A 14056-nucleotide genomic window follows, 5' to 3' on the forward strand; every position below is an offset into this window, starting at 1 on the left:
TAGACTTCCCGACAGAGAGAGCGAATGACAACCTTAAGCTGTAAAGTGACCTCGGTAGATGCCATTACCGACACCGTATATCGCGTCCGTTTAGTGCCAGAATCGGCATTCTCTTTCCGCGCTGGTCAGTACCTGATGGTCGTGATGGATGAGCGCGATAAACGTCCTTTCTCTATGGCGTCTACGCCAGCGGAGCAGGAATTTATTGAGCTTCATATTGGTGCGTCTGAGCTTAACCTTTACGCCATGGCTGTCATGGACCGCATCCTGAAAGAGCGCGAAATCGTGGTAGACATTCCGCACGGTGAAGCCTGGCTGCGCGAAGATGAAGACCGTCCGCTTATCCTGATTGCTGGCGGTACGGGGTTCTCGTATGTTCGCTCTATTCTGTTGACCGCACTGGCACGTAACCCGAACCGCGACATCACCATCTATTGGGGCGGCCGCGAAGAGAAACATCTTTACGACCTGTCCGAACTGGAAGCGCTGAGCGTGAATCACCCGAACCTGCGCGTTGAGCCGGTTGTCGAGCAGCCGGAAGAGGGCTGGCGCGGGCGTAGTGGTACGGTGCTAACGGCGGTCCTGCAGGATCATGGCACGCTCGCCGGGCACGATATCTATATTGCTGGCCGTTTTGAAATGGCGAAAATTGCCCGCGACCTGTTCTGTAATGAGCGCGACGCGCGGGAAGATCGCCTGTTTGGCGATGCGTTCGCGTTTATCTAAGTGTCTAACCCGCTTCGGCGGGTTTTTTGTCTCCGTGAGGATTGGCGATAATTTAACCTTGAAAAGGTTAATGCATTGCCGCTATCCTTAGCGCTGTTATTGTTCTCCTTCAGGAGCGCCCCCCAAAAATGAACAAACACGACTGATGAATTTCTGTCCTTGCTAAACGCTACCGCGTCGGCAGGGGAGGTTTTTGATTTCATTCAGGAGTGCTTATGGCTCATTTTGCGCAGTCCCCTTCTTTTATTTTGCATCAGGTCACCTGTCAGTTTGCGACGGGCGATACCCTTTTCGGTCCGCTAAATCTTACGCTCGATGCGTCGCCGTGCGCGCTGGTTGGCCGCAACGGCAGCGGTAAAACACGCCTGCTGCGTCTTCTGGCAGGCATTGATGAACCTGAAAACGGTCATATTGAGCGTTTCGGTACCCATGCCTATGTGGCGCAGCAGCATGATATTTCCTCGCAGACCACGCTTGCGGAACTGCTCGGATATGATGCGATCTTCGCCGCCCGTAAGCGCATCGACAGTGGTGACTATCAGCCAGAGGATCTGGAAAAGCTCGAAGGTGGCTGGGATTTGGCGGAACGCCTGAGTGATGCGTTTATGAACGCGCACCTCCCGCCGTTTGATCCCGATAAACCGGCCAGGGAACTCAGCGGCGGTGAGCGTATTCGCGCCCTGCTCTGCGGGGCATTGATTGCGAATGCGGATTACCTGCTGCTGGATGAACCCACGAACCATCTGGACAGACAAGGGCGTGAATGGTTTTACGACCAGCTTTTCCACCATCAGGGCGGCGTGCTGGTGGCTTCTCACGATCGTGAGTTGCTGGCACAGGTGTCGCGCATTCTCGAACTGAGCCCTTTTGGCCTGCGCAGCTTCGGTGGAAACTATGCTGATTATCAAACTCAGCGCAATACGGAACAGCAGGCTGCCCGCGCCGCGCTGGAGCACGCTGCCACTGAGCGCAAACGAATCCGCGCGCGGATGCATAAAGAGCACGACGACAGCCAGCGACGTTCAGCAAAAACGTTGCGTACGGTTGATAGCCTCAATATTGCCTCCTTTGAGCGGGTTAAATACAAAATGGCGGCAAAAGAGCGTATTGGCACCTGGAAAAAACAGCACAGCGAACGGAATGACGCGTTAAATACCGCAGTAAACAACGCGCGCGAGCGGGTTGAAGAGGATAACCCGGTCATCTTCACCCTGCCGGGCAGTCGCGTCGCGGAGGGAAAACAGGTACTGGTGCTGGAGGCGCTGGCGCTGCCACATGTGGATATTCCGCCGATAAGCTGGCGTATGGATGGCCCAATGCGTGTCGCACTCCGTGGGCCGAATGGCTGCGGTAAATCGACGCTCTTGAAAGTGATGTCAGGAGAGGAAGCACCTCGTTCAGGAACCTGCACGGTATCAGCCAGCTGCGGCTATCTCGATCAACAACTGTCGCAGTTCGATCTTTCACAGTCGGTGATGACGCATCTCAATCTCAGCAACTCGCCGCTTGAAGAAGGCACGTTGCGTACTCGCCTGGCGCAGCTTCAGCTTGGCGCAGATAAGGTTTCGCTCCCCCTGGCGGAACTGAGCGGCGGCGAACGCCTCAAAGCCGCGTTGGCCATAGTCTTATGGCGAGAAGAGGCCACGCAGCTTTTGCTCCTGGATGAGCCCACTAACCATTTGGATCTGGCCTCCGTTCAGGCCATTGAGGCTGCACTGGCGGAGTTCCCTGGCGCGCTGCTGGTGGTGTCGCATGATGAGGCTTTTTTGAAGGGGTTAACGCTGACGCATAACCTGGTGTGGAATGAGGCGGGATGGAATTGTGTAAGCCTATAAAACACAAGCCCCCGCAAGGGCGGGGGCGGTCAAACCGTATTACGCTATCTGTTTACTGAGTGCAGGGTTCGCCTGAATCAGGCGCATCAGCTTTAACTCGGTTGGCGTGGGCTTTTCACGTTTTGATTCCCACTCCAGCACCATCGCCACGCTGACACCCATCGCTCTGGCGAATTCATCTGTTTGCAGCCCTGTCCCTTTGCGCAATTGCTCAAATTCTGTAAAGGGATTGGACTTTTGTTGCAGGGTAACTGTCTGCGGTACATCTTTAAAAATAATCTGTTCCAGGCTGCTCAGCAGCTCAAACTCAGGATCTTTATATTCCATTGAGAACTCCTCTTAAATCACACATCGGGATCAAGAACATCAGAGAGCCAATTAAGAATAGTCCCTAATACAAACGAAGGATCGTCATGGTTGTGATTAATCGTGCGGCAACGATCGCTTTATGCGTTTCAGCTGTCTGGATAGTTATGCTAATTACCTGATTAGCCATATATCGGCTTCGGCAGGTATTTTTTTGTAAATGGTAAGAAATAAAACGGCAATAGCCGTTTTGCATGAAAAGAGTATCTTGCGAGGCTGACCTGGACTATCCTTGTCAGCGTTGGGCACGCGTGTGCCGGTGTGCGCTTTTTTGGGTGAAAGGAGTAATAAAATGGCGACAGGAAAGTCCTGCTCTCGCTGGTTTGCGCCTCTTGCGGCGTTGTTGATGGTAGTTAGCCTGAGTGGGTGTTTCGATAAAGAAGGCGATCAGCGCAAAGCGTTTATCGATTTTCTTCAGAATACAGTGATGCGTAGCGGCGAGCGTTTACCAACGTTGACTGCGGATCAGAAAAAACAGTTTGGTCCTTTCGTGTCCGATTACGCCATCCTTTATGGTTATTCGCAGCAGGTGAGCCAGGCGATGGACTCCGGCCTTCGTCCGGTGCTGGATAGCGTTAATGCGATCCGTGTACCGCAGGATTATATGACCCAACGTGAACCGCTGCGCCAGTCCAACGGTGCGCTTGGCGTGCTGAGCCAGCAGTTACAGAATGCGAAAATGCAGGCTGATGCGTCACGTTCTGCACTGAAACAAGGTGAGGATCTCAAGCCTGTCTTTGACAAAGTGTATGAGAAAGTGGTGACGAAGCCGTCTGACGCTTTGCAGCCGTTGATCCCGGCCGCGCAGGTCTTCACGCAGCAGTTGGTTCAGGTGGGGGATTTTATCTCCCAACAGGGGACGCAGGTGAGCTTTGTCTCTAACGGTATCCAGTTCCCGACCTCACAGCAGGCAAGCCAATATAATACGCTGATTGGGCCGCTGGCTTCTCAGCACCAGGCCTTTAGCCAGGCGTGGAGTGCGGCCGTCGCTGCCACCGAGTAAGATAAAAATCCCCGCTTCGTGCGGGGTTTTTTTAGAGGTATTGAAAATAACGCTTGTCATTCCTCTACCACATCGGTATAACTATCCCCGTCGGTTTGTTACACAGACCTAAAGCAGTTTAGTAAAGCAGTCCAGATTGTTATCCATAGATACCCTTCGTTGTGACCCTTCCTTCATCGCTTAAAAATCTGTAACGCAATCCATCAAGCCGGAAGGCACAATATATTTGTTAATAAGGTAATTTCTATGTCTGCTAAAATGACTGGTCTGGTAAAATGGTTCAACGCTGATAAAGGTTTCGGCTTCATCACTCCTGACGATGGCTCTAAAGACGTGTTCGTACACTTCTCTGCTATCCAGAACGATGGCTACAAATCTCTGGATGAAGGTCAGAAAGTTTCCTTCACCATCGAAAGCGGCGCTAAAGGCCCAGCAGCTGGTAACGTTGTAAGCCTGTAAGCTTCCAACCCAGTAGCACAAAATTCAAAAACCCGCCTTCTGGCGGGTTTTTTCGTTTCTACTGTTGGATCTGCGGGTTAACGCAGTTCCTATCCACTTTTCCGTCGAGCGCGGCAATCAGGTTGTCTACCGCAGTAGCTGCCATGTTATAGCGCGTCTCGTGAGTGGCAGAGCCGATGTGGGGCAGAGCGACGACGTTTGGCAGTTTGAGCAGCGGGGAATCTACTGACAGCGGTTCTTGTTCAAACACGTCCAGACCTGCTGCATGGATCTCGCCGTTTTGCAGTGCCTCAATCAGCGCCTTTTCATCCACCACCGGGCCGCGACCCGCATTGATGAAAATGGCCGACGTCTTCATCTTTTCAAACGCGGCTTTGCCAATCAGGTGACGCGTTTCATCCGTCAGCGGCAGGATCAGGCAGACGAAATCAGATTCCTGCAGCAGCGTATCAAGCTCGCAGTAACGCGCGTTGAAACGTTCTTCAGCTTCGCTGTGGTGACGGCGTGCGTTGTACAGAATCGGCATGTTAAAACCGAAATGCGCGCGCTGTGCCAGCGCCAGCCCGATACGCCCCATACCTACGATGCCCAGCGTTTTGCCGTGGACGTCTACGCCGAACCAGTCCGGACCAATGCTTTTGGTCCATTCGCCCGCTTTGACGCGCTCAGCCACTTCCACTACGCGACGGGCCGTGCTGAGCACCAGTGCCATCAGCGTGTCGGCCACGGTTTCCGTCAGGGCATGTGGCGTATGCATCAGCAGAATTTTGCGTTTGTTAAGGGCATCCACGTCGAAGTTGTCGTAACCCACTGAAACGGTAGACGTCGCACGAAGCTTCGGCATTTTCTCCAGCAGGGCGACATCCACTTTCTCGCTTGAACCCAGCAGACCTTCAGCGCTGGCGAACGCCCCGGCGTGCTGCGCCACGGTTTCCGGGCTCAGGTTCTTCACCTGCGTGACGGTGAAGTGTTCTTCAAGGCGTTTTTGCAGATCGTCAGGCAGTGCTTTATACAAAATGACGGACGGCTTCATGCTAATCTCCGTTGATTTTAAAAGGGTTCAGGCGTGTCGCGCGCCGACAGGGTGCTGTTGATTATTAGCAGGCTTAACACTCAGAGTAAGCCATACCGAGGCGAAAAGTGCTACCCCCATAAATATGTACGATGCTGATGGGCTGCCGGTTACACCGTTCAGATAGCCCACAAACCAGGAGCCACAGAACGACCCCAGCGCGCCCATGCTGTTAATCAGCGCCATCGCGCCGCCTGCCACATTACGCGGCAGCATTTCCGGAATGATGGCAAAGAATGGACCATACGGGGCGTACATCGCAGCACCCGCAATCACCAGCAGCGTATAAGAGACCCAGAAATGGTTCGCACCGACGGCCCAGGAGCCAATGAAGGCAAAGGCAGCGATGAGCAGTAGCGGCCAGACGAACAGCTTACGATTTTGCAGTTTGTCCGATGCCCAGGAAGCGATAATCATCGCGATGGTGGCGGCCAGATAGGGCACGGATGACAGCCAGCCCACTTCGACCATGCCAAGATTGTCGCCACCACTGCGGATAATCGACGGCAGCCACAGCACGAAGCCATATACGCCAATGCTCCAGGTAAAATATTGCGCACACAGCAGGATCACATTGCGGGAGCGGAAGGCTTCTCCGTAGTTGCGCACCGCCTTCAGACCCTGCTGTTCTTTATCCAGCTGGGCCTGCAGTGCTGCTTTTTCATCCTCTGAGAGCCATTTCGCCTGGGCTGGTTTATCTTTTACCAGTACCCACCAGCAGAATGCCCAGATCACCGCTGGAACCCCTTCGATGATGAACATCTCACGCCAGCCAAACGACTGGATCAGGTAGCCGGAGACCACCGACATCCAGAGCACGGTGACCGGGTTACCGAGGATCAGGAAGGTATTCGCTCGCGAGCGTTCAGATTTAGTAAACCAGTTGCTGATATAAATCAGCATCGCCGGCATGACCGCCGCCTCAACGACGCCGAGGATAAAGCGAATGGCGGCCAGGGCCGGAATATTGTTCACTACGCCGGTGAGTGATGCGCAACCGCCCCACAGGATCAGACAGATGAAGATCAGCTTGCGCACGCTGCGGCGTTCCGCGTAAATCGCGCCGGGGATCTGGAAGAAGAAGTAGCCGAGGAAGAAAAGGGCACCGAGCAGGGAGGAAATACCTTTGGTGATACCGAGGTCTTCGGTAATCCCTGCGGCGGATGCAAAGCTGAAGTTAGCACGATCGAGGTACGCCAGGCTGTACGTGATAAACACGATTGGCATGATGTACCACCAGCGTTTTACTGCATTGGTCGAACTTTTCATAGGCTTGCCTCTGTTGTTGAGGTTGTTACCGCCGTTGTCTGTAGGGTACACGGTGGCTTAATTATTTGGTGCGGCCTGTTGCCCTCACCCTGGCCCTCTCCCACGGGGAGAGGGAATTTAAACGCCGAGCTCTGCTCGCGTTGGTAATCCTTCGCTGTCGCCCTGCACCTGAATCGCCAGCGAGCCAATCTTGTTGCCCCGCGCGACAGCCTGCTGCAGCGGTTTGCCTTCCAGCAGGGCGCTAATGACGCCAACGGCAAAGCCGTCGCCCGCGCCGACGGTGTCGACCACGTTCTCAACCTTCACCGCCGCGACCGCGCCCTGTTCGCCGTTGGCCGTTTTAAACCATGCGCCATCGGCACCGGTCTTCAGCACCACCGCTTTTACCCCTTTATTCAGGTAGAAATCGGCAATGCCTTCCGGCGTCTTTTCACCCGTCAGGATCATCCCTTCTTTCAGGCCCGGCAGAACCCAGTCAGCCTGGAACGCCAGATGGTTCAGCTTCTCGACCATTTCCGCTTCGCTTTTCCACAGCACCGGGCGCAAATTGGGATCGAAAGAGATCGTTTTACCCTGCGACTTCATGGCTGTTGCCGCATGGTCCAGCAACGCATACGAGCTGGCAGAAAGCGCTGCCGCCACGCCGCTGAGGTGCAAATGGCGCGCGGAGGCAAAATAGTGGGCGTGATAATCCTCTACGGAGAGATGGCTTGCGGCCGATCCTTTACGGAAATACTCCACGATGGGATCGGTTCCATTTTCGACTTTAGATTTCAACTGAAAACCCGTTGCGAAACGACCGTCGAGCGTGACGCCTGCGGCATCAATCCCCTCTTTTTTCAGTGAATCGAGAACGAAATGGCCAAAGCTGTCGTCCCCTACACGGCTGACCCAGCCGACGTTCAGGCCCAGGCGCGCCAGGCCCGTGGCGACGTTCAGCTCTGCGCCTGCCACGCGTTTCATAAAGTGCTCTACCGCGCTCAGGTCGCCCGTTTCGGTGGCTACAAACATCGCCATGGCTTCGCCGATAGTGATCACATCCAGCGTCTTTTGCATGGTTTACTCCTCACGCAGCAGGTTAACGTAGTGGCGGGTAACGGCAGTTAAATCCGCCCCCTCCAGCGGGAATTCGATACCGCGCGGGGCATCGGCAGGAAGCTGATTAAGTAAGTCCAGCCAGCGTGATTCCGCACGGTCCGGCGCAATGGCGCGGAACTGCTCCTTATGCGGAACGGCGGCCTTAACGTGGATATAGCTCACGGCCGGAGCCAGATGACGCGCGGCTTCTTCGGGAGAATCGCCCACCCACAGCCAGTTGCCCATATCGAACGTCAGGGTGACGGGCAATGCCATCACCCGGCAGGCGGCTTTGAAGCGCTGCATGGGCGCGAGCTGGCCGCAGTCGGTCTGGTCATTTTCCACCACCAGCGTCATACCGCTTTCATTCAGCATCGCGCGTAAAGCTTCAAGTGGCTGTTTATCGTTGAAATGACCCAGTGAGACTTTCAACCACAGCGCGTTGAGCGCAGTGGCTTCGGCCAGATAGCGGGGAAGGTCAGGGTTGAGCGTTCCGTTGGGCATAAACAGGGCGGCGGGTGCGGAATAGCATGCCAGCAGACCCAGCAGTTCGATGGATTCACCCAGCGCAGGCAGCGCCAGCAGCTCTTCGCTATTGAACAGTTCGCGGCGGATTTCTACACCGTCCGCGCCTGCGCCCGCAATGACGGGAAGCATTGCGCGTTGACCACCGGCCTGTCGCACCTGGTCCGCGCCATAAGCGGCGGTGACCACCATTATTTTCCTGCTCATACCAGACTCCATCGCGTAATCGATAGTATTACGCTAGATGGAACCGGTTCCAAAGAAAAGATCGGGATGTTGAAATTATGATCGCTGTCACGAAGGGAAATTTAGCGGGCGGTAGAGCCTCGAACGATCAGTTCGCCAGAGAAGACCTGTTCACGCACGGCGTCGCTCGCACCTTCAATGCGACGAACCACCTGTTCAACAGCAGCATAGCCGATTTGCCACGTGGGTTGCTTGAGCGTGGTGATGCCGACGCCCGCCAGTTCTGCCCACTCAAGCTCATCAAAACCCAGCAGGCCGATATCACTTCCCCAGTGTAGGCCAATTCGCTTGAGGGAGCGGGCAACCTGGAGCGTTAGCGCCCCGTTTGCGGAGATGACGGCTTTACGCATTCCACGGTGGCGCGTGTGGAACTGGCGAAGGGTATTGTCAATCTGGTCAGCTTCATGCAGCGGCGTTTCGGCATTTTCAGCGATCACGCCGGGATAGCGGTCCAGTGTGGCGCGAAAGGCGCTTAAACGCTCGCGACGCGTGTTAACCATTCCTAGCGGTTCGCTCAGGAAAAGTACCGCTTCAAAACCCTGTTCGATGAGGTGCTCGGTGGCGGTAGTGGCTGCCTGCGTGTTATCCAGCCCGACGACATCGCAGGCAAATTCCGGGATTTTGCGGTCGATAAGCACCATTGGCAGCGAAGACTGCTGCAGCCGGTTGAGCCCTTCTTCACGCATGCCCACGGCATTCACCACAATACCTTCCACCTGGTAGCTGCGTAGCAAATCCAGGTAGTGCAGCTCCTGATCGACCTCGTTGTTGGTGTTACAGACCAGCGGCGTGAAGCCTTTTTCGCGACAGGCGGCTTCGATGCCGCTGAGCACGTTGACAGAGTAGGGGTTGGTGATATCGGCGATAATCAGACCAATCAGGCGAGTTCTGCCGCGTTTCAGGCCGCGCGCCATAAGGCTGGGGCGATAGTCGAGTTCGGCAATGGCCTGTTCAATGCGGGCGAGCAGCGCGTCGGACAGCAGGTGTTTCTCACCGTTGAGATAGCGCGAAATGCTGGTTTTACCGGTTTTGGCGGCTTTCGCCACGTCGCTGATGGTGGCCCGGGTTGGTTTGCTCATCGCTGATTTCCCTGAATTTAATGAGAATACCTTAGCGGGAAAATCTGACGAAGCAAGTCATTTGCCCGGTGGCGCTGCGCTTACCTGGGGTGCGGTCTGGGGCACTCACCCCAACCCTCTCCCACGGGAGAGGGTGCAACCACTAAAAACGGCAACGAGCGTTGCCGTTTTGCTTTTACCTACTGCACAGGGCTTAACGTAATCTCTACGCGACGGTTCTGCGCTTTGCCTTCCGCCGTGCTGTTGCTCGCGATCGGATTTGCCGGACCCATGCCGCTGGTGCGGATACGGTTCGCTTCAACACCCTGGGTGATAAGCGAGCTGGCCACGGAATCGGCGCGCTGCTGAGACAGACGCATGTTCAGCTCCTGGCTGCCGGTGCTGTCGGTATAGCCAATCACGTTAACAGCGGTTTTATTGTACTCTTTCAGCACCATCGCCACGCCGGTCAGGGTGTTTGCGCCTGCTGGTTTCAGCGTTGCGCTGCTGCTGTCAAAGGTCACGTTGTTTGGCATGTTCAGGATGATGTTGTCGCCACTGCGCGTTACGCTCACGCCTGTCCCTTTCATTTTGTCGCGCAGTTTCGCTTCCTGTACATCCATGTAATAACCGACGCCGCCGCCCAGTGCTGCACCTGCTGCTGCTCCAATCAGTGCGCCTTTACCGCGATCTTTCTTGGAGGAAGAGAGCGCCCCAACGCCTGCCCCAACCAGCGAACCGATGCCCGCGCCAATGCCGGATTTACCCGCTTCGCGTTCACCGGTGTAAGGGTTAGTTGTGCAGCCTGAAACAGCCAGTGCACCGCTCACCAGAGCGGCAATAACGAGTACGCGTTTTTTCATCTTATTTCCTTAATCCTTTTTATTCTTTGCCACGGCGAGCGTGGCAGTTGATTATGACGTCCGGATACGGAGAAAATTCAGTGTATAACTCTGAAATTTGTGACAAACCATAAATCGCCTCAATTAAGAAGGCCGTAAACCTGCACGCAACCAGGAGCGCACGCTTTGAGCACCTCAACCAAAACCATTCTGACCGCCGCCCACTGGGGACCCATGCTGGTCGAAACTGACGGGGAAACTGTCCTGTCGTCCCGCGGGGCACTGCCAACACGGCATCCCAACTCGTTACAGACTGTCGTTCGCGATCAGGTGCATAGCAAAACGCGCGTGCGCTGGCCGATGGTGCGTAAAGGTTATCTGGCTTCGCCAGACAAACCGCAAGGGATTCGGGGACAGGATGAGTATGTCCGCGTGAGCTGGGATGAGGCGCTGGCATTGATTCACACCCAGCATAAACGTATTCGTGATAGCTATGGTCCGTCGTCCATTTTTGCTGGCTCTTACGGCTGGCGTTCGAACGGCGTGCTGCACAAGGCCTCGACGCTGCTGCAGCGCTACATGAGTCTGGCCGGGGGCTATACCGGGCATCTTGGCGATTACTCCACCGGTGCGGCGCAGGCGATTATGCCGTATGTCGTGGGCGGGAATGAGGTTTACCAACAGCAGACCAGCTGGCCGCTGGTGCTGGAACATACTGATGTGGTTGTGCTGTGGAGCGCTAACCCGCTCAACACCCTGAAAATTGCCTGGAATGCGTCCGATGAGCAGGGCGTGTCGTATTTCGACGCGCTGCGCAAAAGCGGCAAGCGTATCCTCTGTATTGACCCAATGCGCTCGGAAACCATGGATTTCTTCGGCGACAGCGCCGAGTGGATCGCCCCGCATATGGGCACCGACGTGGCGATGATGCTGGGTATCGCCCATACGCTGGTAGAAAACGGCTGGCACGATGCGGAATTCCTGGCGCGTTGTACCACCGGCTTCGATAAGTTCGCCGACTACCTGACGGGTGAATCCGATGGGGTGGCTAAAACGGCGGAATGGGCTGCAGAGATTTGTGGCGTTCCTGCGGGCAAACTCCGCGAACTGGCGGCGTTGTTCCATAAAAATACCACCATGTTAATGTCCGGCTGGGGAATGCAGCGCCAGCAGTTTGGCGAGCAGAAACACTGGATGCTGGTGACGCTTGCCGCAATGCTTGGGCAGATCGGCACGCCGGGTGGGGGTTTTGGTCTCTCCTATCACTTTGCGAACGGCGGTAACCCCACGCGTAAAGCGGCGGTGCTGGCGTCCCTGCAGGGATCGGTACAGGGTGGCGTGGATGCCGTGGATAAAATCCCGGTTGCGCGCATTGTTGAAGCTCTGGAAAACCCGGGCGGTTTTTATCAGCACAACGGTCTGGACCGCCACTTCCCGGATATTAAATTTGTCTGGTGGGCGGGCGGGTCGAACTTCACGCACCATCAGGATACCAACCGCCTGATCCGCGCCTGGCAGAAGCCGGAGCTGGTGGTCATTTCCGAATGCTTCTGGACCGGCTCGGCTAAGCATGCCGATATTGTGCTGCCTGCGACCACCTCGTTTGAGCGTAACGATCTCACCATGACCGGCGACTACAGCAACCAGCACATGGTGCCAATGAAGCGTGTTGTCGCGCCGCGAGATGAAGCGCGTGATGATTTTGACGTCTTTGCGGAACTGAGCGAGCGCTGGGAAGCGGGCGGGCGCGAGCGCTTTACCGAAGGCAAAACGGATCTGGAATGGCTGGAAACCTTCTACCAGATTGCGGCCCAGCGTGGCGCAGCCCAAGGAGTGACGCTGCCGCCGTTTGCTGAGTTCTGGGAAGCGAATGGTATCTTCGAAATGCCAGAGAGCGAGCAAAATGCGCAGTTTGTCCGTTTCGCTGATTTCCGCCGCGACCCGGAGAACTATCCGCTAAAAACCGAAAGCGGGAAAATCGTTCTCTTCAGCGAGCGCATTGCTGGCTTTGGCTATGCTGATTGCCCACCGCACCCCATGTGGCTGGAGCCTGACGAATGGCACGGCAATGCACAGCCGGGGCAGCTTCAGATCTTATCTGCCCATCCGGCGCATCGCCTGCACAGCCAGCTGAACTATACGTCACTGCGCGAGCAGTATGCGGTTGCCGGGCGCGAGCCCATTACTCTGCATACCGAGGATGCGAAAGCGCGTGGAATCGCAGATGGCGATGTGGTGCGCGTCTGGAACGGGCGCGGACAGGTGCTGGCGGGAGCGGTGGTGAGCGACGGGATTAAGCCGGGCGTTATCTGCATTCACCAGGGGGCATGGCCGGATCTGGACCTGCGTGAAGGCGGCATCTGTAAAAACGGGGCGGTTAACGTGCTGACCAAAGATCTCCCCAGCTCGAAGCTGGGGAATGGCTGCGCGGGGAATACGGCGCTGGCATGGGTCGAGAAATATCAGGGGCCAGCGCTTACGTTAACGGCGTTTGATCCGCCTGCCAGCTCATGATCCACGTCGGGTGTTGGGTATCATCCTGCCAGGCGCTGTCTTCAATGCGAAAACCCTGCGCATGGTAGAAATTCACCGCCCGGACATTTTTCTGGTACACCTCCAGGCTTAAATGCGGAAAGCGCTGTTGAACATGATTCAGCAGCGCCCGCCCGATGCCTTTCCCGATGTGCGACGGTGCGACAAACAGCGCGCCGACAAACTGCGACTGCATCACGCTGATAAATCCGCACGGCTTTCCGTCCTGTTCCCAGACCCAGGTTTCCGCTGACGGCAGGTAAACCTCCCGCACCATGGCTTCGTTCTCTTTCCAGTAGTTTGCATCGATAAACGGATGCGCCTCCGTGGTGCTTGCAAGCCACAGACTCAGGAGCGGATCGGTATTTTCACTTTGCCATTTGCGGATCATGGTGGCCTCCCGGATGACAGAAGCAGCCCGTAATATGATCGTTGACCAGCCCACAGGCTTGCATAAAGGCGTAACAGATGGTGCTGCCGACAAACTTAAAACCGCGTTTTTTCAGCGCCTTAGAGAGTGCGTCTGAAGCGGGTGTGGAGGCGGGGATCTCCCCGAGCGTAGCGGCCTGCGTCACTTGTGGCGTGTCATTCACAAAAGACCAGACAAAGTCTGAAAATGACTCGTTGTTTTGCTCCATCGCCAGGTAAGCGCGTGCATTGCCGATGATGGCCTGGATTTTACCGCGATGACGAATGATACCGGCGTCCAGAACCAGTCGTTCGACGTCCTCTTCGGTCATGGCGGCGACGGCGACAGGATCAAACTGGTGGAAGGCGTTGCGGTAATTTTCCCGTTTTTTCAGTACGGTAATCCATGACAAACCCGCCTGCTGGCCCTCAAGGCAGATCATTTCAAACAGTTTTTTGCCATCCGTTTCCGGTATGCCCCATTCACGATCGTGATAGTCGATATAGAGCTGATCCTGGCTTACCCAGCCGCAACGTTGCATAGGTTATCTCCCTTTCTTCACACGGTAATCGAAAAAATTTCATTTCGTTTGGCTTGACGTGTCTACGTTAAAGACAATAGTTAATACAGGGCTATA

14 protein-coding genes are annotated in these 14056 nt (G+C 55.6%); 5 read left to right on the forward strand and 9 right to left on the reverse strand.

All coding sequences use genetic code 11. The annotated features are described in order from the left end of the window. Window positions 1-24: 24 nt before the first annotated feature. Window positions 25-726: an NAD(P)H-flavin reductase gene (gene fre, locus N2K86_RS00985; protein ID WP_010426263.1), complete on the forward strand. Its 702-nt coding sequence runs from the start codon at window positions 25-27 to the stop codon at window positions 724-726. 215 nt (window positions 727-941) lie between these two features. Beyond that, window positions 942-2561 carry an ABC-F family ATP-binding cassette domain-containing protein gene (locus N2K86_RS00990; RefSeq protein ID WP_260660166.1) on the forward strand — a complete coding sequence of 540 codons (1620 nt, stop codon included), beginning with the start codon at window positions 942-944 and terminating at the stop codon, window positions 2559-2561. Between the two features lie 39 nt (window positions 2562-2600). Here the strand turns inward: N2K86_RS00990 and N2K86_RS00995 are convergent, their stop codons facing one another. After that, complete coding sequence (locus N2K86_RS00995; RefSeq protein WP_010426260.1) at window positions 2601-2888, reverse strand: HTH-type transcriptional regulator; 288 nt, start codon at window positions 2886-2888, stop codon at window positions 2601-2603. A gap of 331 nt (window positions 2889-3219) precedes the next feature. On the opposite strand from N2K86_RS00995, the gene N2K86_RS01000 reads away from it, so the two are divergent. Together N2K86_RS01000 and cspE are read left to right on the forward strand one after the other, a co-directional pair. Beyond that, window positions 3220-3930, forward strand: a complete 711-nt coding sequence (locus N2K86_RS01000; RefSeq protein ID WP_042715665.1) for a DUF3053 domain-containing protein — start codon at window positions 3220-3222, stop codon at window positions 3928-3930. Window positions 3931-4176: 246 nt separating this feature from the next. Then, entirely contained in the window at window positions 4177-4389 is a 213-nt protein-coding gene (cspE, locus tag N2K86_RS01005; protein ID WP_003860775.1) for a transcription antiterminator/RNA stability regulator CspE, read from the forward strand. A 58-nt stretch (window positions 4390-4447) separates the two neighbouring features. Here the strand turns inward: cspE and ghrB are convergent, their stop codons facing one another. The 6 genes from ghrB to N2K86_RS01035 all read right to left on the reverse strand — a co-directional run bounded on the left by ghrB (window position 4448) and on the right by N2K86_RS01035 (window position 10499). Further along, window positions 4448-5422 (reverse strand): glyoxylate/hydroxypyruvate reductase GhrB, encoded by a 975-nt coding sequence (gene ghrB, locus N2K86_RS01010; RefSeq protein WP_260660167.1) that lies wholly within the window; start codon window positions 5420-5422, stop codon window positions 4448-4450. Window positions 5423-5449: 27 nt separating this feature from the next. Next, window positions 5450-6730 carry an MFS transporter gene (locus N2K86_RS01015; protein WP_260660168.1) on the reverse strand — a complete coding sequence of 427 codons (1281 nt, stop codon included), beginning with the start codon at window positions 6728-6730 and terminating at the stop codon, window positions 5450-5452. A 117-nt stretch (window positions 6731-6847) separates the two neighbouring features. Beyond that, window positions 6848-7786: a sugar kinase gene (locus tag N2K86_RS01020; protein WP_260660169.1), complete on the reverse strand. Its 939-nt coding sequence runs from the start codon at window positions 7784-7786 to the stop codon at window positions 6848-6850. A gap of 3 nt (window positions 7787-7789) precedes the next feature. After that, entirely contained in the window at window positions 7790-8539 is a 750-nt protein-coding gene (locus tag N2K86_RS01025; RefSeq protein WP_120158915.1) for a sugar phosphate isomerase/epimerase family protein, read from the reverse strand. Window positions 8540-8640: 101 nt separating this feature from the next. Continuing rightward, complete coding sequence (locus N2K86_RS01030) at window positions 8641-9657, reverse strand: LacI family DNA-binding transcriptional regulator (RefSeq protein ID WP_010426243.1); 1017 nt, start codon at window positions 9655-9657, stop codon at window positions 8641-8643. Window positions 9658-9836: 179 nt separating this feature from the next. Beyond that, window positions 9837-10499, reverse strand: coding sequence for an OmpA family lipoprotein (locus tag N2K86_RS01035; RefSeq protein ID WP_023620074.1), 663 nt, complete (start codon window positions 10497-10499; stop codon window positions 9837-9839). 165 nt (window positions 10500-10664) lie between these two features. Here N2K86_RS01035 and N2K86_RS01040 point away from each other — a divergent pair, with 165 nt between their 5' ends. Continuing rightward, window positions 10665-12992 carry a molybdopterin guanine dinucleotide-containing S/N-oxide reductase gene (locus tag N2K86_RS01040; protein WP_260660170.1) on the forward strand — a complete coding sequence of 776 codons (2328 nt, stop codon included), beginning with the start codon at window positions 10665-10667 and terminating at the stop codon, window positions 12990-12992. On the opposite strand, the gene N2K86_RS01045 is transcribed toward N2K86_RS01040, so the two are convergent. Together N2K86_RS01045 and tag are read right to left on the reverse strand one after the other, a co-directional pair. Continuing rightward, window positions 12955-13401 carry an N-acetyltransferase gene (locus tag N2K86_RS01045; RefSeq protein ID WP_260660171.1) on the reverse strand — a complete coding sequence of 149 codons (447 nt, stop codon included), beginning with the start codon at window positions 13399-13401 and terminating at the stop codon, window positions 12955-12957. The genes N2K86_RS01040 and N2K86_RS01045 overlap by 38 nt on opposite strands. Next, window positions 13379-13960, reverse strand: coding sequence for a DNA-3-methyladenine glycosylase I (gene tag / locus N2K86_RS01050; RefSeq protein WP_260660172.1), 582 nt, complete (start codon window positions 13958-13960; stop codon window positions 13379-13381). Before tag ends, N2K86_RS01045 begins: the two co-directional genes overlap by 23 nt. Window positions 13961-14056 lie beyond the last annotated feature (96 nt).

The organism is Enterobacter mori (assembly GCF_025244905.1).
GTDB classification, from domain to species: Bacteria; Pseudomonadota; Gammaproteobacteria; order Enterobacterales; family Enterobacteriaceae; genus Enterobacter; species Enterobacter mori_A.

Bases quoted from the DNA above. Each gene is read 5' to 3' on its own strand.
- fre (WP_010426263.1), top strand. From the start codon at position 25: ATGACAACCTTAAGCTGTAAAGTGACCTCGGTAGATGCCATTACCGAC.
- N2K86_RS00990 (WP_260660166.1), top strand. From the start codon at position 942: ATGGCTCATTTTGCGCAGTCCCCTTCTTTTATTTTGCATCAGGTCACC.
- N2K86_RS01000 (WP_042715665.1), top strand. From the start codon at position 3,220: ATGGCGACAGGAAAGTCCTGCTCTCGCTGGTTTGCGCCTCTTGCGGCG.
- N2K86_RS01020 (WP_260660169.1), bottom strand. From the start codon at position 7,786: ATGCAAAAGACGCTGGATGTGATCACTATCGGCGAAGCCATGGCGATG.
- N2K86_RS01045 (WP_260660171.1), bottom strand. From the start codon at position 13,401: ATGATCCGCAAATGGCAAAGTGAAAATACCGATCCGCTCCTGAGTCTG.
- ghrB (WP_260660167.1), bottom strand. From the start codon at position 5,422: ATGAAGCCGTCCGTCATTTTGTATAAAGCACTGCCTGACGATCTGCAA.
- N2K86_RS01030 (WP_010426243.1), bottom strand. From the start codon at position 9,657: ATGAGCAAACCAACCCGGGCCACCATCAGCGACGTGGCGAAAGCCGCC.
- cspE (WP_003860775.1), top strand. From the start codon at position 4,177: ATGTCTGCTAAAATGACTGGTCTGGTAAAATGGTTCAACGCTGATAAA.
- N2K86_RS00995 (WP_010426260.1), bottom strand. From the start codon at position 2,888: ATGGAATATAAAGATCCTGAGTTTGAGCTGCTGAGCAGCCTGGAACAG.
- tag (WP_260660172.1), bottom strand. From the start codon at position 13,960: ATGCAACGTTGCGGCTGGGTAAGCCAGGATCAGCTCTATATCGACTAT.
- N2K86_RS01025 (WP_120158915.1), bottom strand. From the start codon at position 8,539: ATGAGCAGGAAAATAATGGTGGTCACCGCCGCTTATGGCGCGGACCAG.
- N2K86_RS01035 (WP_023620074.1), bottom strand. From the start codon at position 10,499: ATGAAAAAACGCGTACTCGTTATTGCCGCTCTGGTGAGCGGTGCACTG.
- N2K86_RS01015 (WP_260660168.1), bottom strand. From the start codon at position 6,730: ATGAAAAGTTCGACCAATGCAGTAAAACGCTGGTGGTACATCATGCCA.